Consider the following 18,480-nt stretch of genomic DNA (forward strand, 5'->3'; position numbering starts at 1 on the left):
CGGAGCAAGAGCGCCTAGCCAGACTACAAGCTGATAAAGAACTTCCCCCTGTAGAAGATGAACAAGTACAACAGGCTAAAGAAAAGGTAAAAGAGAAAGAAACAGCAAAATCATCGACAGCTATCAGTAAACCAATCGATGTAGAAAACAGCTATAAATCAATGCAATTAATGGCTGAAAACGGCTATAAACTTATCGATATGCAACAAGGGCAATTGCGCTATCTCGCTTCTGCCACCTGTTCTGTCGGTACTGAAAAAGCATGTCTTAGTGGCTTCACACACTATCAAAATATTGATAAAGCCAACGCTATACAAACGGGTATTAGTGGAGCTTATCGTTTTGATATCAATCAAACACCATTAGTGGTTGGTCTTGCTATTGATAGCGATAGCTACTCTTCTTTACCGACAGGCTATGAATATCAAGGATACCCTTTACCGTTAATTGGTTTTAGCGTTGATTTAATCCCGTCACTAAACCCAACCTCGAATGGCAATGCATTACATCTTTCATTAAAAGGGGCATATGTAAACCGCAAAGTCACGATTAAAAGACCAATATTAGATAATACCGAAGCGGGTAAAGGCCACGCAAAGATCTCCGGTTATTATATTGATTTACAAGGATATTATCCTTACACACTCAATAACCTTATCACTGTAACGCCTTTTGCAGGACTTACTTTTAATCAAACATCACGCTCTGCTTATAGCGAAACACAAGGGACTAAACTTGCAGTCCATTATCAAGAACTTAATGCACATTCATTGCTTGCAAAAATAGGATTAGGAATAGAGTATACAGTCAATGCCAAACTCAAACTGGACAGCAAAGCGGGTTTATTATGGCATTTATCACATCACCAAGGTGACTTCCAAAGTCATATTGATTATCTAGGTCAGCAAAAAATTAACTATAACGACAACAAAAAACAGTTAGCACAGCGTCCATTTGCTAGTGTAGGGCTAACTTACCAACTAGATAAACAGTCATCTGTTAATACGACAACAAATTGGCAAATGACCCCTTATCGTAATCAAGATATTCATATGGGTATTGGTTATACATATCGTTTTTAATTCCTTATTATTATTATAATTAGTAGTAATAGTTTGCTTCCTATATTTCAAAATACAGGAAGCTTTTTTTTATTAAAATCGCTCCAGTATCCTTTTTACTATCAACATGTTTTTTCCTTATCTACCAACCATATTCTGGTAGATACTTTTTCTAGTAAGGCTTTATTGTGACTAAAGATAATTAAACTTAAAGGACGTTTTTGACTTTCATCGATTAATACTTGCCAAATTTTGGCTTGGATCTGTGCATCTAATTGTGCAGTCACTTCATCTGCAATTAATAATTGTGTTCGAGGATCAAGTGCTCGTAATAATGCAATACGTGCCAATTCTCCTCCTGATAACTCATTAGGCCTACGGGTTAACCACTCTGGCTCTATCATCAATTTTTCAAGCCACAGGCTATCAGGCACCCATGCATCACGTACACTCTCTCCGGTTGTTCTAAATGGATTAAAACATTTATCAGGATGTTGCGGAACCAGTTGAATGGGGCAATAACCTTTCTTAGGCAGAGGTTGCTGATTAAAAAGAATTTGCCCACTAGTCGGCATTTGCCATTGTGCTAATACACGACCTAACGTTGTTTTTCCTCTACCACTTGGCGCAGAAATGCCTAAGCGCTCTCCCGCCTCTAATGAAAAAGAGAGATCATGCCATAACATCTTACCAGCTTGTTGCACAGAGAGTTGTTGTAGCGCTAAAAGCGGCATAAAAATAACCTCAAAAATAGGGTTCTCTAAGAGAAAAAGGTATATAAAGAAGATAATCTATCACTACTCAATATGGGTATGGGTTGCAAGCCCCCTCTTGTAGATCTAAAAACTGCTGTTCAGGCAGTGCATTCCACAATGTTTTTAGCCACTCACTCCCACCATGATGATAAAGCGCTTTAGCAGCGACTATCTCATTTAGCTCCCCTTGCCTCAACACAGCAATGGTATCGGCATAACGAGCAGCCAAAGCTAAATCATGGGTGACCCATAGGACTGATTTACCTTGGTGACATAACTCTTTTAAATGCTCTAGCAATAAACAAGCGTGTTCATCATCAAGCCATGATGTTATCTCATCAGCCAGTATATATTGTGCATTAGATAATGTTGCATTGCAGGCGAGTACTCGTTTAGCCATTCCCCCCGATAATTTTGCGGGGTAAGTTTTCACTAACGAGCTAGAGAGGTGATATAAACCAAATTGGTGTTTAATATCTTCATAGGTGATATCAGCACCACTTAACCGCGCTGAACGGCCCAGTTGTTCACCAATGCTAATTAACGGATTAAGCGCTGTTACACCTTGAGGAATATAGCAAAAAGTATTACCACGATAAGCAATAAGCTCTCGCTCGGTTAACGGATGCCCATTAAGTTTAATTGTGCCTCGGGTTCGCATATTAGCAGGTAGTAGTCCCAATGCACTTTGCAGGAGTAAACTTTTACCTTCACCGCTGCCCCCCACTAAAGCCAGCATTTTGCCAGGTTTAATATCAAGAGAAATAGATTTTAATAAAGGCTGCCAAGTGCGCTTTCCTAACCAACGAAACTGCGCAATATCAATGGAAAGCTGTTCAAAACTTAACATCCTGCCCCTCTTAACCATAGTTGCTGCATGGCTTTAGCAAATTGATCAAATATCAATACCAAGCACATTAAAATTAATCCGGGAAAAAACACCATCCACCAAGCACCGGTACTTAAATAACGTAAGGCATCCGCTAATAGCAATCCAAGAGAAGGCTCATGCGCTGCTTGCCCAAAACCTAAAAAGCTCAACGCAGCACTATGCAATACCGCATGTGGAAACATAAGCAACGTTCCTACAATCCATTGCGGTAATAACATTGGGATATAGTGTTTTTTCACACACTCAAAAGGTGTATTGCCAATACGGCGAGATAGCATCACATAATCTGCTTCACGAATACGTTGAATTTCACCACGTAAAATTAGGGCTAATTTGGGCCAATGGGTTAATGCAACAGCCCAGATAACACCTTGCTGTCCCCCACCTAAAGTAAAACAGATCAAGATCAACAACAGTAAATGAGGTAATGCTAACAAGGCATCAACCACCCCTCTGACCAATAAATCACAATGGCGATTAATGGAGGAGATCCCAGCAAATATCAAAGCAATAGCACCACTGACAACGGCACTAGTTACACCGATATTTAAGCTACTTAACATACCTTGAAAACAGCGTAACCACAGTGAACGGCCTAAATTATCCGTGCCAAACCAGTACTGAGTAGATGGCGCTTGGTTTCTAGCTAAAAAATCCATCACAATATCAGTATGAGAAACAGATAAGCCATAAATAACCAGCCCCACTAATACGATTGAGACAAATAGCAGTCTAAATAAAGGCTTATTGGGATCGTAAATCATAAGTCGCGCAAAATTCCTTTATTAATTCGTCGTAACAAGTGGTTAGAGATACTGTTTCCAAAGAAAATGAGAATTGTGCTAAATACAACAATCCCCATTAATAGAGGGATATCCCCACGCAATCCGGCATCTACTGTCGCTTGCCCTAATCCCGGATAAGCAAAAACCTTCTCCGCCAATAATGAACCACCTAACAATTCACCAATTGATGCAAACTGTAAGCAAAGTGCGGGAGTAATGGCATGACGTAGAACATGAAAAAGCATCATAGCCCAACCTTTATCACCTTGGGCTTTAGCAAAATGAATAAATTCACTGCCCATCACTTCAGCAACTTTTGCGCGAGTATGCAGTGCGATATTACCTGTACCTAATAATCCTAACGCTATCATAGGTAAAATAAGATGCGAAAAACGTTGGCTCAATGTGGCTGCTTCAGCACTACTGCCCATCGGCCATGCACAGCAAATAGGTGCCCAGTGTAACGTTACCGAAAACAGCGATAACAACAGCAATCCAACCCAAAAAGTCGGTAATGAGGCCAGCAAATAAGAGAGGGTTGAGATGATCCTATCAGGCCAACGATTAAGATATCGTCCTGCCACTAACCCCATTAACACCCCTATTACACCTGAAAATAGCCACGCAGAAAAAAGCAGGATAAACGAAGGCCCTGCCCGTTGGCGAATAACATCAATAACCGGCATGTTATAGAGCATGGAATAACCAAAATCACCTTGGATTATCTGGCTAAACCAGAGCCAAAAACGCATCCATAGAGGCTGATCCATCCCCCAGCGAGCCGCTATCAGCGGATACTGCTCAGGCGGAACGTTTAGCAAATCACTACCGATATAGGCCTTGATCGGATCAATCGGCGAAAAACTTAATAAAATAAAAACACCTGCTGTTGTTACCAGCAGCAGGCATAATAATCGCAGGAAAAATCCTACTGTTTGACGTATTACTGACAAGTCCACTTCCAAGTATCTACGCTATTTAATAATGACCATGAACCGTGAATTTCCGGAGCGCCAGTGCCTAAATCAACACAAGGATCGGTTAAGTAAGTATGCTGAATATTCATTAACCAAGCCCAAGCAGCATCACCTTTGATACCGACGCCATTTTTACCATCCCACTCTACCGCTTGCCAATGTGGTACCGCTTGTTGCCATGTCGGTGCATCTAATGCTGCTTGTAAATGTTTTTCAACGGCAGGATTTTTATAATACCCAGGATTATAGTAACCCACACCTGCAGCATTCATACTATAGTGATGATAGAGCTCCATCGGATCAAGACTTCCCCAACCAAACAAAGTCGGGTTTGAGTGCATATAACGCTCTACGGTATCCCAGCTTCCTGACTTAAGATCCATTTGAATGCCAAGAGGTTGCACTAACGCACGAATTGATTCTGCTAAATCACGACGAGTTGCATCACCACTGGTGTACCAGAGTGTCAATTTCGCTTCTAAACCGTCTTTTTCTCGAATGCCATTTTTATTGAGTTTCCAACCCGCATCATCAAGAATTTGTTTGGCTTTTTCAATATCACCATCTTTAAATGCGGCCTCGGTTTGATCCCAAGGTAATCCTTTTACGCCGGTATAAGCAGGAACTGCATATCCATCTAATACTTGCTCTGCCAGTAATTGGCGGTTAAGGGCATAGTTAATCGCTTTACGGATGGCGATATCTGCAGTGATATCATTACCGATATCATACCCTTGCGCATTTTTCTCACCTGATTTCACCATAGGAAAGACGATACCACGATTTTCAACACTGGCTCTTTCCCACAATTTTACATTAGGCAAATTTTTAGCAATGGCTGCGGTGGCAGGAGGAATACGAACAACCCCTAGTTGTCCACTTTGAGCGGCAGCAAAAGCGGCATCTTCATCAAGAAAAACAAAGATAAGCTTTTCGAAATCATTTTTCTTACCCGCATAATAAGGGTTTGCCTCAACGATGAGTTGCTGACCCGGTTGAAAACTGACCATACGATAAGGACCGGCACCAATCGGCTTTTGTGCATAGGTTTTTTCATCATATTTATCAGCTGAAACAATGCCTAGCGAGCCTAATACATTAACAAAAGTACTTTGAGGCGCTTTTAAAGCAATAGTGACATGTAAATCATCATCTGCAGTTGCAGAAAGAAAGTTTCCCATATCCACTTTACCGCCACTTGCCGCGGCATTGTTATAGGTAAAGGCAACATCTTTTGCGGTTAAAGGGGAACCATCAGAAAATTTCAAATCTGGTTTTAACGTCAGCTTCCATGTTGTGCCCTCTGCACTAGGCTGATAATCACTGAGCATATTGCTATACCAACTCAGATCCGCATTTTGCTTTAATAATGGGCTGTGTAGCAGTAAGTAGCTACCATGGCTCCACCCTAACATGGGATCAAAACCTTCTGTCGGCTCTTCACCAATGGCTAATTTTAAGGTTTGTGCTGAAGTAGTAACAGGAACACTAAGTGCGGCTAAGCAGGATAAAGCAATAAACGATTTTCGCCAACTAAACCGAATAGACATAAATATTCTCCGATTTTTTAGATACGACTTATCATCAGTCTCAATCTGTTTGAAAGAGACAGAAAAGAAATAAGTTAACTGTTGTTATTATGATGTTCTGCACATTGATGCAGACAAAAGGATTAATTGCTTGGCATCATAAAAGCTTTTCTTGAATTACTCGAATAATATCCAACATTTTATTGATTTTACATAAACTTTCATCAAGCAATAGCGTTCAATATGACAAAATTTTAAATAGAGCACAGTTTTTTTCTAATAAATCAGTTATATAGGTTATGCTCATTCTTAATCGTGAGCATATAACAAAATAAATTGCTATTTTTACGAAATAACCTAATTTTACGATAAGTATATTAATGAAAAAATAAAGGGTGCAAATTATTACACCCCTTTATATTTATTCTGCTAATATTTTTTTCAGTCGAAAATAACGCCGGCCTAAACGCCATTTTAATCTAAAATCTTTCGCATTTTTCCAAATTAAGGCCCAAATCCCCCGCTCAAAAAATACCTTAACTATCTGTTTTTTGGTTTCTGGTGAACTAATCGCATCAATAGAATGAATAATACCTAAACCTTCTTTGGCTATTTGCCAATAACAAGCATTGATCGTTTTTGCTATCTCAGCATGGCGTTGATTAATAGCATCCAGCATCTCAAGTATTTTCATATAGTTATAAATTGTTCTTACATGAATACGATCATCGGGTGTCGTATGCGACACGGAGCCAGAATGAATAAAATAGTCGTAATAACGCTCATCGATATATTTTACCCGTTTCGCCGTTAATAACACTTCTGTCGTCCAAGGAATATCTTGGTGATGCAAACCCGGCTCAAAGTAATAACCATGCTCCAATAAAAACTGACGTCGATAAATATTTAGCCATGTAACATGTAAGAACTTTTTCGATTCAAGAGCACGTTCAAGCCATTGAGGCCCGGTTAATACCTCTGTGGTTGTTAAACGCGTTGAAGGAAAGATAGGGCGTGTTGGTCGGTTTTTATCATCATAAACATAATTCCCATTACAGGTTGCCACATCCAAATTATCGGCCTTGGCAATTTCAAGTAATCGGGGATACATGCGTTTATCTATCACATCATCAATATCAGGAAAAGCAACGTATTCCCCCTTTGCAACAGCAAATCCTGTATTACGCGCAACGGAAACACCTTGGTTTTCTTGTGTTAAAATAGTGACATTGGGAAAGTGTTTTTCCCATTTATCTAAGATCTGACGAGAGTTATCAGTAGAGCCATCATCAACTAAAATAAGTTCCCAGTTTTCCAGTTGTTGTGCATGTAAACAATTAAAAAACTGTGGTAAAAATTTTTCACCATTAAAAACCGCCACCACAATACTTAATTGGGGAAAAGAAGAGGACATACCGAACCTTTTATTTTTTTAATAAGACAGAAATATTTTGTCGTGAACATTTTTGCTTAAGGGCATTAAGGGTAGCAAAGATAGTTAGCTTAATATGAAGCTAATCTTGCTATGTTACACTTAACATTAATCAAAAAGTGCGCTTTTTGAGCCAATTAGGCCTCTAAAATCCACTAGTTAGGCTAAGTATAAGTAATTTTGTCTTGATACTGATGAAGAAAGGGTTAAGGATGTGCGTTTTTTAAAAAAGATAGGCTCAAGATGACTGTTTATCCATGAGTGATATAAGTTACAAAACTGTCTTTTTTTGGTGGTTGTGACACTTATATCACTCATTAATATAAAACATCCGCAGAACGGATGTTTTTTACTTATGGATACTTATTTATACTTTATGTTTTTTATACTTTAATTTTTCTATTCTTCGATATCGTCTTCATCACAGACTTCAAGCTCAGGAAAGTAATCAACTCGCCAAGACTTAATGCCTTGATAAACTTTATCAACAGCGTTTCTTACCGCTTCGGTCATTGGGTAATAGAATCCCACCAGATCGGGCTGGATCCCCAAGAAAGTAATATCGGGGATATCGTCCTTTAATTGATCTATCAGAAAATTTAACGGCATGTTATGGGTGCTCATAATAAACATTTCTGCAATATAATCAGGATCTATTACCCTTATTTCACCAGGTTTTAAACCAATATCAGCCGCATCAACAATGACAACACATTGCGGTTGTAATGCTCTTATTTGATAAGAAACATTCTCTGGCGCACTTCCCCCATTGATAACCATCCAACCATCAATCGGGTTTGCTTCCATTAAATCCGCTAACAGAGGACCGGCTCCATCATCCCCCATCATGCTATTTCCTACCGTTAATACGACCTTAGGTGCTGTCATTGTTTCACTCATGGTTTTCTCTTTACTATCAAATAAATCGCTGGCTCTATAACAATTTCACCTAATAAATTAATCAGCGTTTGGCTCCACTCACTAAAAAGTGGATCATCACTTTTGGCAATAGGATCGAAAGCTAAAGCTAACATGTGAGTATGTTCAGAATTGATATTGATCTCACCGAAAGTCAGCAATCCTTGCATTTTTCGTTTTGCTTCCCCCTCAGGTAATAAATCAATCCATGCTCGATATTTTTCTAAAGGACAAACCAACTCTGTTTTTAAGCAGTCAATCATGCCGACGTGATGACCAATCGCCAACGAGTAGTACATCACTTGTTGCGCCTGCTCAGGTATATCATCATCGCTATCAACAAACTTTTGTCTTAATGACCAAAAGTAAACTTTAGCGTCATCAGACATGAACGCCTCCTTGGTTTAATGAATGCACCAGTCGTTTTACAATTTCCGCTAAACGAGGATCATTCGCTTGGCGTAACCATTCATCAACACGCCCACTGACTTCTTGTACTGTGGCACCATCAAGTAAAGTGAGGAAATGATCACTAATTTGTCGCCCTTGATAATAACCAGCAAGACGACGAGCTTCCCGCTCTATCATTACCCGAGTATCAAGAGGGATCGACGGCAGTAACAGTGACGCTTGCTCATTATCCACTTCAGTGTGATTTTGACCTTTTAGTTTTTGATCTAATAAGCCTAATGCCACAGCAAAACCATAAATAGTTGCTGCAGGTGTCGGAGGACAACCAGGGATCCACACATCAATAGGAACGATGGTTTCACTCCCACCCCATACACAATAGAGATCGTGGAATATCCCACCACCACAACCACAAGCCCCATAAGAGATACAAATTTTGGGATCTGGTGCTGATTCATAAGCACGTAATGCCGGTACACGCATTTGGCGTGTTACGGCACCAGTAAATAACAAAATATCAGCATGGCGAGGTGAAGCAACCACCTTGATACCAAATCGCTCGGCATCAAAAACAGGTGTAATTGCAGAGAAAATTTCAATCTCACAACCATTACAACCACCACAGTCAACACGATAAACATACGCGGAACGTTGAATATCTTTCAATAACGTTTTTTTCAGCTTTTTCACCTGATCACTTAATGTGATAGGTTGGCTGACATGATGATTGATGGGAATTTCTGGTAGACTCATTTTTTCACACTCCCGACATTGCCCATACTAATATTTTCTTGACCATCAGAGAGTAGGTTATGTTTACGTTTACACTCTGGGCAAGTTTCAAATTGTGGACGCATTGCCTCAACAGTTTGTGCATCCCAACCCGATTGCACCAGCAGTGCCATAGCGTAATCAACAGATTTTCTAGGTGTAAAGGGTTGATGACACTCACGGCAGCTTAATAATTTAAATGTACCTTTAATATAAAGATCTGATTTTTGTGTGACTGCCGTTTCAAACATATCTGATAATACAATTGCCCGAGTTGGGCAGACTTCTTCACAGCGGCCGCAATAAATACAACGACCAATAAATAACTGCCAGTGACGTTCACCCGTTTCGAGGTTGGTTTCCATGGTCAGTGCATTCGCAGGACATGCAGAAGTACAAGCCCCACAAACAATACATTGCTCAGGTGAGTACTCAGGTTTTCCTCTAAAACCATCAGGGAGTTCTAATGGTTTAAAAGGATATTTGGTTGTTGCATCGCCTGTTTTGATAATGGTTTTAAACAATTTTAACATCGTTCAGTCCCTCACTTGAGCGGCGAATTTTTACGTTCGATGCTATAACGTTCAATTTCTTTATAAGAAACTGTTTTCGATTTACGTTTTTTCACATCGACAAGCGTTACCCTGTCTGTACAGGAGTAACAAGGATCGAGGCTACCGATAATTAATGGTGCATCAGAAACCGTATTTCCTTGTAACATATAACGTAGTACTGGCCAGTTAGCGTAAGTGGCCGCACGACAACGCCAACGGAATAATTTTTGATTATCACCCAACATACTCCAGTGAATATCTTCACCTCGTGGAGCTTCGGTAAAACCAAGTGCAAATTTATAAGGTTGGTAGGTAAAGCCTTCTGTTAATAACGGTCCTTCCGGCAGATTATCTAAGGCATATTCAATCATTGCCATAGAATCAAGCACTTCCTTAATACGCACCATCACACGTGAGAAAACATCCCCACCTTCATAACTAAATAGAGTTAATGGTAAGTTGCCATAATCTGCAAATGGGTGATCAAAGCGTACATCACGTTTAAAACCACTGGCTCTGATCATCGGGCCTACCGGGCTGAAATCACGCGCGACTTTCTTATCTAAAATCCCGACCCCAACGGTACGCTGTTCCATATTTGGCGCAGAAAGTAAGATGTCGACTAATTCAGTGACTTCTTTGCGCATTTCTCTGACTAATTGGATAGTTTTAATACGTTGATCTTTTAAAATATCGCGGCGAATACCACCAATTAAGTTTAAGCCGTAGGTTTTACGTGCTCCCGTCAGCATTTCAGCAATCTGCATGGATTTTTCACGAATACGGAAGAATTGCATGAAACCGGTATCAAATCCGGTAAAGTGACTTGCTAAACCGATATTTAATAAATGACTATGTAGACGTTCAACTTCTAATAAAATAGAACGGATAGTATGAGCGCGACGAGGCACTTCAATACCTAACGCATTTTCAACAGAAGTGGTATATGCCACGCTATGTGTAAAGCCACAAATCCCACAGACACGGTCTGATAGGAAAGTCACTTCATTATAGCCCATACGGGTTTCTGCCAATTTTTCCATACCACGGTGTACATAGAACATGCGATAGTCAGCATCAACAATATTTTCACCGTCAACAAATAAACGGAAATGTCCCGGTTCATCAGACGTAATATGCATAGGGCCGATAGGAACGACACGCGCATCTTGTTTGCCTTCGTTCACAAACGGATAGGTTTCTGTTTCTGTGGTTGGCGTTGGACGTTGGCGATAATCCATGGCATCTTTACGTAACGGATACATATCTTCAGGCCAATCATCTGGAAGCACTAAACGACGCTCATCCGGTAAGCCCACAGGAATAAGACCATACATATCACGAATTTCACGCTCTCCCCATACTGCTGCAGGAACTCGCGGGGTAACAGAAGGAAATTCAAGTGTAATAGGACTAACGTGTGCTTTAACGACTATCCAGCACTTTTCACCCTCTTCCATCGATAAGGCGTAATAGACGGCATAATCACCATTTAAACTACGTTCATCGTTACCAAATAAAACAGGTAACCAGCCTCCTAAACCGTAATATAGATACTCCACCACTTCAGGCAGTGATCCCGTTTTAACTGTTATCGTCAATTGATCAGCGGTTTGTCGCTCTTCATCAAGAATAGCTGATGGGAATTTTTCTCGAACTTTAGCAACATAACCCGCACCGAGTTCGTTTCCCTCTTTTCTACTGACATAATTTTGATAGCTCACGTTACTTCTCCTGAAGCGATATTGATGGATTGCTGATTAACGTTGTTGGCCATGTATAATTTGGTGATCCACTCTCATCGATATTCATCACGATATTGGCTGCGTTCTCCAATAACTCACTGACTGGCTTAGGAATATGTGTTCCCATTAACAACATAAGCGCAATCAAAATGATCATCGGTAGTGTGGTTAACAGACCTAATTCACCTTTGGCAACCACATCCGGTTTTGGACCAAATACCGTTTTAGCTACCATACGAACTAATCCACCTAATACTACGGTTAATAACAATAATAATAGAATTGTTAATCCCATATGCTTAGCTGCTAAGCCTGCAACAACAATCATAAATTCACTGATAAAGACATTAAATGGTGGCATGCCCCCTAATGCCAAAGCACCGCCAGCAAATAATGCAGCACTTAATGGCATTACTTTAAACATGCCTTTCACGACATTTAGATCCCGTGTACCGTATTTCAGTAACACGTTACCAGAGCCGCAGAACAGCAATGCTTTTGCTAAGCTGTGGTTTAACGTGTGGAATAAAGCCGCCAAAATCCCAATCGGGCCACCAATACCCAGAGCCACTGCAATTAACCCCATGTTTTCCACACTGGAGTACGCTAATAAGCGTTTCATATCGCGCTGGATCAGAATAAAGAACGCGGCGATAGCAACAGAGAGGAAGCCAAAGATTAACAATAGGTTACGAGTGAATTCAGTGCCTATTGCTGCATCAATAATAATGTAGTAACGAATAATGATTAACAGCGCACAGTTTAATAACACCGCAGATAACAGCGCACTAACAGGGCTTGGCGCTTCACTGTGAGCATCTGGTAACCATGCATGCATTGGGAATAACCCGGTTTTGGTACCGAAACCGATCAAAATAAATACAAAAGCTAAATGCATCAGTGTTGGATCTAACTGATGTGTATATTTCAACACTTCTGTCCAGAAGATGGCCTGATCAGGATCAGGCATAAAGCTTGCTGCATTGGCATAAACTAAAATTGTGCCAAAAAGACCAAATGCGACACCGACACTACAGATAATAATGTACTTCCATGCAGCTTCTAATGAAGAGCGTTGACCATAAATCCCTACTAAAAAAGCAGAGCTTAATGTTGTGGCTTCAATCGCGGCCCACATCAAGATCAAGTTATTACTGGTGATCGCTAATAACATGGTGAAAAGGAAGAGGTGGAAGAAACCATAGTAGTTACATAAAGTACGAACAGAAATTTCGCCCTCATCCACTTCATGATTCATATAACCAATAGAATACAGGCCGGTTAAAAAACCAATGATGCCTAAAATGGCTAGAAATAGTGCCCCTAAACTATCAACATGAACCCATTTCGCTGCCGCCAATATTTCGCCATGGGACATCACATCAGCAACAGTGCCTAACGCGGCAATAACTAAGACAAAAATACCTATAGTATGAATGCCTGTAACGATAGAACGTGCTGCTGCTTTCAATAATGGGCTTAAAAATGCCAATATCGAAAATACCAGCGGTGCAAACATTAAGATTGTTAACATGGTTGTTTGATTCATCTCCTCACCCCTTCAGCGCGGTCAGTTGATCCACGTTCAGTGTGTTGAGCGTGCGGTAAATCTTACGCGCCAATACTGCCATGACAATCACAGCAAAAATGGCATCCGTTGCTATACCAATTTCTACCAACTCTGGTGCCCTCCACGCTAATAAAGCGAGTGTTAAGTGAGAGCCGTTTTCCATTAAGCAGTAACCAAATGCTTGTTTTAGAATATTTCGTTGAGTCACAATACACAGTAGACCTAGCATAAAATGACCTAAAGAGACCGCTAATGCAGGTTTCAATTCCGCCACCATAGGTATTTGAATTGGCTCAACCACAAACCAACATAAAATCACAATCACGGCGGCTAATAACATCAATAATGCCGGTTTAATGACACTGATATTGGCGCTCGGATCGGATAATTTGCGGAAGGCAAATCCTAAGATAAGTGGAACGAGTAGAACTTTGGTAAAGAAGGCGGTTATCGCCCAAAGTGTCAGTTGATGTGCATCTAGCGTATTTGCTAAAGTGACAAAAATCATCACCAAAACAAAGGATTGCAGAGCATAAAACCAACAGGAAGCAATAGGCTTTCTTGCGCCTATCACCAGTAGCGAGGTGATCATCATTAACCCCGCTAAATTATTAACAATAAGTGCTCCAGTCATGATTTATCCCCTTATCCTAGCCAAGTCACAGCAATAACACTGGATGCGAAAGACATAATAATCAGTATTCCAATCACAATTTGCATTGCCATAGGAACTGGTTGTCCTTGCGCAACTTCTTTACTTGGTTCTCCTGGCACCACACGGCCAAACCAGTAGATAAACCAAGTGAAACTTGCAACAGATTCAATCAGCACCAGAACCATAATAGGTGTCATTACCCAGAACACACTCGATAATTCAAAGCCTGCTGCAAAGATAGGGAATTTACTAAAGAAACCATTGAGTGGAGGTACACCTGCAATCGCTAACGCAGCAACACAAAAGCCCACACCCAGCAATGGATATTTATTAATTAACCCTTTTAAGCGCGGTAACATACGAGTACCACAGCTATAACTTAGAGCACCTGCGACTAAGAAGAACAAACTTTTAGCAAAAGCGTGGTTAAAGATATAAGCCACACCACCATTAAAGGCTTCACGAGGTCCAAAGATTGAGATAGATAACGCGAGGAATATATAAGAAAGCTGTGTAATGGTTGACCATGCTAACAGACGTTTCATATCTTTTTGTGGCAGATACATCATAAAGCCATAAATCAGAGTGATAACCGCCATGGCGATCCCCACCCAACCAATGATATGAGGGACATCACCGGCTGAAATAATGGCACGAGCAAAGATATACACACCCACTTTAACCATTGACGCAGCGTGTAAGTAAGCACTTACAGGTGTTGGTGCTTCCATTGCGTCAGGTAACCAAGCTTGTAAAGGAAGCTGTGCTGATTTACCCCAAGCAGCAAACAGAATACCGCCAAAGACAATCAGTTTTGTTGGCTCATCTAATGTTGCTATCGCAGTTAGTTCAAACGAACCCGTACTTACAAACAAGGTTGCTGCTGCAAGATACAGACCGATTGACGCAACATGAGTAATTAACAATGCCTTCATTGCCGAACGCAATGACTTCTCTGATTGGTAATAACCAATTAATGCCCAAGAACAACCACCGGTAATTTCGAAAAACAGCAGTTGCCCTAAAATGGTAGATGACAGTACTAAACCTGCCATAGCACCAATAAAGATCAACAGGAAAGCATAATAACGACGAGTCCCATCATGGGGATGCTCACGGTTACCGTTAGTGAGATAACCCGTTGAATAAAAACTAACGAGTAATCCTAAGAACACAACGGCAAAAGCAATTAAGGTACTGACGCGATCAATGGTAAAACCAAATAGCGCAACATCACCATATTGTACTAGCGTAATTGTGGTATCGACTTTACCTTCAGCGAGGAACTGCCAACCTAAAACAACAGTACCTAATGTGGCTAATAAAGCGAACAGTGTACATAACCACTTCGCCATCCGATTTGGCAGTATGGACGTAATTAACGCCCCTGCAAATGGGATGAGTAAGGTCGCAAGAGCTATATTTTCCATTGCAATCATCGCTCCTTATAGACCAGTTAAATAGAAAACAAAAGCCAGTGCCGCAACACCGAACCCTAACCATGTCACATGCTGAGTCAGTAAGAAGCGACCACGCGCTAAACTGTTTTCAACTAATGACGCTAATACAAACACGACCAGCAATTTCACGGCCATTAACACTAAGGCGACAAGAAGCGCGACAAAAGTAAATTCAGTCGCTTTGCCAAAAGGAATAAATACGGCAAGGAACAGCTCAGCAATCACCACTTGTTTTAAACCAATACCCAGTTTAACCATGGCAAAACCAGAGCCGGAGTACTCGGTTAGTGGTCCTTCTTGTAATTCTTGCTCTGCTTCCGCGACGTCAAAAGGCATTTTGCCCATTTCAATAAATGCCGCAAAAGCACAAGCCAATAAGGCTAAAAGTGTAGCTGTGGGTGATACCCAACCTTGGGCGAGTGTCGCACTGATAGTGCCGACATTGGTTGAACCCACAATCAATGCCACCACAATCAACGAAAGCACTAAAATAGGCTCAACTAATACACCCAATGTCAGTTCACGGCTGGCCCCAATACCCGCAAATGGACTACCTGAATCCAAACCCGATAAAGAGAAAAAGAAACGAAATAGCGCAAACAGATAAATTAATGCAATTAAGTCAGCTGCACCGCCAAACAAAGAGGTTGCCGTAAAGACAGGCAATGCCATTGCCACTAATAACATACTGCCTAATAACACATAAGGCATCACTTGGAAGATCACGCCAGATTGCTCAGGGGCAACGGATTGACGTTTAAGTAATTTAAAAATATCTCGGTAATCCTGCCAAATACCAGGACCTTGACGCGAATGCATCTTGGCACGAATTTGGCGAGAAATACCTGTACATAATGGGGTTATCGCCAGCAGAAAGAGTGCTTGAATAACCGCGAATATTCCCATCATAAACGAAGGTGTTTCTTGGAAAGTCATCATTCCCTCTCCTTACGCTGCGATAACTAAAAGTAAGATGACCAGCGCTGCCACCACGTATAGACAATAGAGTCTGAAATCGCCGCCTTGTAGGCATTGGATACGTTTAGCAAAACGTTGGATACCACGAACCAATGGATAAATAATGCTTTCATCCCAGAATGGTTCGACCTTTTCAGCACCGCGCTGTGTTTTATTAAAGCCACGTGAAAGCCAAGGTGATGGATCAAGCTGTTTACGCATACGATAAAGTGGTGCAAACATACTACGTAGTGCTTGAGTAAAGCCCCCAGCGGACACCGCCATGTCTTTTTCCCAGACATAACCACAGGCCCATGGATTACCTTTACGGCGAAATGCAGGTTGACCACCTTTTAAGCCGAGATAAATTAAGAATGGAATTAGTGGTAAGGCGATTAATAAAATAAATGTTAAGGCAGGAGAGAACATCGCTTGTGATGCACTATCAGGGATTAATATCGCACCTTGAGTCACTGTTAATGCACTGGTTTCGCTAAGTGACATTGCAATATTGGCAATAATTGGCGCAACAAAAGCCGCACCCACACCTAATACAACACAGAAAAGTGCTAATAACCCCATAGCAATGGTCATTGGCAACGGTACTTCTTTAGCTTTAGTCGCTTGCTCACTACGTGGGCCACCGCAAAAACTGACGCCATAAACTTTGACGAAACACATGGCCGCTAATGCCCCGGTAATTGCCAACATAATAATGGCAATAGGACCACTTAAGCGCATGACAAAGTTACCATCGTAACTCATCGTAAATAGTGATTGATAAGTATACCACTCACTCACAAAACCATTTAATGGCGGTAATGCTGAAATTGCCATACAACCAATTAAGAATGCCGTTGCAGTGTAAGGCATTAGTTTGGCTAATCCCCCCATCTTATCCATATCACGAGTGTGAATTTGATTAATAATGGCTCCGGCACCTAAGAACAATAATCCTTTAAATACCGCGTGGTTTAATAAGTGGTATAACGCACCAAGCAGACCGAGAGCGGCAATCACTGGATGATCGGTTGCCATACCTACCATGCCAACTCCCACGCCCATCAAGATGATGCCGATATTTTCAACGGTGTGCCATGCAAGGAGACGTTTTAAATCGTGCTCTGCTAATGCGTACATAACCCCTAATACAGAAGAGACAGCACCGAATGCGAGAACGACAATTCCCCACCACATTTGTGAAGCACCTAATAAATCAATGCCTACTTTGATGATGCCAAAAATACCAATTTTCACCATCACCCCAGACATTAATGCTGAAGCGTGAGAGGGTGCTGCGGGGTGCGCTTTTGGCAACCAACTGTGTAATGGCAACATACCGGCTTTGGCACCAAATCCGAAGAAGCCCAGTAAGAACACCACAGAAGCCATTGCAGGGGAAAGAGAAAGTTGACGGAATGAATCAAAATCAAGGCTACCGCTTTCACGCCACATTAAGAAGAAGGCTATCATGATTAGCACAGAGCCTGCGTGAGCGATAAAGAAGTAGAGTAAACCGGCGTGGATAGATTCGTCATCTTGGTCAGCGATGACTAAGAACCAAGATGCTAACGACATCATTTCAAATAGGATAATAAAGTAAAACGCATTATCCATAACAATCAGTCCTACCATGGAAGCAATAAAGAGATTCATAAAAAATCCCATACTCCATGCGCCGCGACCTTTGTATTCTTGAACATAAGAGAGTGAATACAACGCACAAACAGTGACGAGTAAAGAAATGACAAACACCATAAAGGCGCCAAGCATATCCATACGCACCACAAAAGCGGCGAAATCAAATGGCCCAGCCATAGCAAAACTGATTGTTTCACCATTTAAAATAACCGGTAATGCGCTTAAAACACCTAATACACCACCGATGATTGCGCTGATCCCCGATATTAGGATTGCCAATCCTTCCTGTTTCTTTAAAAACAGTGCAATAACGCCACCAACAACATACAGGATGATTGACCACATCAGTAACTGAAGAGGTTCCATA

Annotated in this window: 17 protein-coding genes; 1 reads left to right on the forward strand and 16 read right to left on the reverse strand. The window is 41.1% G+C overall.

Annotated features, from left to right (window positions below):
* A partial coding sequence (locus HMPREF3129_RS10795) for an autotransporter outer membrane beta-barrel domain-containing protein (RefSeq protein WP_254668248.1) occupies positions 1 to 1,082 on the forward strand: 1,082 nt, incomplete at its 5' end.
* Positions 1,083 to 1,183: 101 nt separating this feature from the next.
* Here HMPREF3129_RS10795 and HMPREF3129_RS10800 read toward each other — a convergent pair.
* The 16 genes from HMPREF3129_RS10800 to hyfB all read right to left on the reverse strand — a co-directional run bounded on the left by HMPREF3129_RS10800 (position 1,184) and on the right by hyfB (position 18,479).
* Positions 1,184 to 1,795 (reverse strand): ATP-binding cassette domain-containing protein, encoded by a 612-nt coding sequence (locus HMPREF3129_RS10800; RefSeq protein ID WP_004249288.1) that lies wholly within the window; start codon positions 1,793 to 1,795, stop codon positions 1,184 to 1,186.
* Positions 1,796 to 1,862: 67 nt separating this feature from the next.
* On the reverse strand, positions 1,863 to 2,666 hold the full coding sequence (locus tag HMPREF3129_RS10805) for an ATP-binding cassette domain-containing protein (protein WP_004245678.1): 804 nt from the start codon (positions 2,664 to 2,666) through the stop codon (positions 1,863 to 1,865).
* Complete coding sequence (locus tag HMPREF3129_RS10810) at positions 2,660 to 3,472, reverse strand: ABC transporter permease (RefSeq protein ID WP_004245680.1); 813 nt, start codon at positions 3,470 to 3,472, stop codon at positions 2,660 to 2,662. Before HMPREF3129_RS10810 ends, HMPREF3129_RS10805 begins: the two co-directional genes overlap by 7 nt.
* A complete protein-coding gene (locus HMPREF3129_RS10815) occupies positions 3,469 to 4,452 on the reverse strand; it encodes an ABC transporter permease (RefSeq protein ID WP_036900320.1) in 984 nt (327 codons plus the stop codon). Before HMPREF3129_RS10815 ends, HMPREF3129_RS10810 begins: the two co-directional genes overlap by 4 nt.
* Positions 4,437 to 6,020 carry an ABC transporter substrate-binding protein gene (locus HMPREF3129_RS10820; RefSeq protein ID WP_012368417.1) on the reverse strand — a complete coding sequence of 528 codons (1,584 nt, stop codon included), beginning with the start codon at positions 6,018 to 6,020 and terminating at the stop codon, positions 4,437 to 4,439. The genes HMPREF3129_RS10815 and HMPREF3129_RS10820 overlap by 16 nt, the downstream gene beginning before the upstream one ends.
* A 400-nt stretch (positions 6,021 to 6,420) precedes the next feature.
* Positions 6,421 to 7,413: a glycosyltransferase gene (locus HMPREF3129_RS10825; RefSeq protein WP_004245683.1), complete on the reverse strand. Its 993-nt coding sequence runs from the start codon at positions 7,411 to 7,413 to the stop codon at positions 6,421 to 6,423.
* Between the two features lie 417 nt (positions 7,414 to 7,830).
* Positions 7,831 to 8,331, reverse strand: coding sequence for a hydrogenase maturation peptidase HycI (hycI, locus tag HMPREF3129_RS10830; RefSeq protein WP_004245684.1), 501 nt, complete (start codon positions 8,329 to 8,331; stop codon positions 7,831 to 7,833).
* Entirely contained in the window at positions 8,328 to 8,738 is a 411-nt protein-coding gene (locus HMPREF3129_RS10835; protein WP_036919051.1) for a formate hydrogenlyase maturation HycH family protein, read from the reverse strand. Before HMPREF3129_RS10835 ends, hycI begins: the two co-directional genes overlap by 4 nt.
* On the reverse strand, positions 8,731 to 9,513 hold the full coding sequence (locus HMPREF3129_RS10840; protein WP_004245686.1) for an NADH-quinone oxidoreductase subunit B family protein: 783 nt from the start codon (positions 9,511 to 9,513) through the stop codon (positions 8,731 to 8,733). Before HMPREF3129_RS10840 ends, HMPREF3129_RS10835 begins: the two co-directional genes overlap by 8 nt.
* Complete coding sequence (gene hyfH, locus HMPREF3129_RS10845; protein ID WP_004245688.1) at positions 9,510 to 10,064, reverse strand: hydrogenase 4 subunit H; 555 nt, start codon at positions 10,062 to 10,064, stop codon at positions 9,510 to 9,512. Before hyfH ends, HMPREF3129_RS10840 begins: the two co-directional genes overlap by 4 nt.
* 11 nt (positions 10,065 to 10,075) lie before the next feature.
* Positions 10,076 to 11,809 carry a hydrogenase large subunit gene (locus tag HMPREF3129_RS10850; RefSeq protein ID WP_004245689.1) on the reverse strand — a complete coding sequence of 578 codons (1,734 nt, stop codon included), beginning with the start codon at positions 11,807 to 11,809 and terminating at the stop codon, positions 10,076 to 10,078.
* Between the two features lies 1 nt (position 11,810).
* Entirely contained in the window at positions 11,811 to 13,379 is a 1,569-nt protein-coding gene (locus tag HMPREF3129_RS10855) for a hydrogenase 4 subunit F (RefSeq protein WP_036919055.1), read from the reverse strand.
* A gap of 4 nt (positions 13,380 to 13,383) precedes the next feature.
* Positions 13,384 to 14,034, reverse strand: a complete 651-nt coding sequence (gene hyfE, locus HMPREF3129_RS10860) for a hydrogenase 4 membrane subunit (RefSeq protein WP_004245691.1) — start codon at positions 14,032 to 14,034, stop codon at positions 13,384 to 13,386.
* A gap of 11 nt (positions 14,035 to 14,045) precedes the next feature.
* Positions 14,046 to 15,494 carry a hydrogenase 4 subunit D gene (locus tag HMPREF3129_RS10865; RefSeq protein WP_012368420.1) on the reverse strand — a complete coding sequence of 483 codons (1,449 nt, stop codon included), beginning with the start codon at positions 15,492 to 15,494 and terminating at the stop codon, positions 14,046 to 14,048.
* A gap of 6 nt (positions 15,495 to 15,500) precedes the next feature.
* Positions 15,501 to 16,451: a respiratory chain complex I subunit 1 family protein gene (locus tag HMPREF3129_RS10870; protein WP_012368421.1), complete on the reverse strand. Its 951-nt coding sequence runs from the start codon at positions 16,449 to 16,451 to the stop codon at positions 15,501 to 15,503.
* A 12-nt stretch (positions 16,452 to 16,463) separates the two neighbouring features.
* On the reverse strand, positions 16,464 to 18,479 hold the full coding sequence (gene hyfB / locus HMPREF3129_RS10875) for a hydrogenase 4 subunit B (RefSeq protein WP_036919058.1): 2,016 nt from the start codon (positions 18,477 to 18,479) through the stop codon (positions 16,464 to 16,466).
* Position 18,480: the final 1 nt, after the last annotated feature.

Source organism: Proteus sp. HMSC14B05 (genome assembly GCF_001808035.1).
In the GTDB taxonomy this organism is placed as follows: Bacteria; Pseudomonadota; Gammaproteobacteria; order Enterobacterales; family Enterobacteriaceae; genus Proteus; species Proteus mirabilis.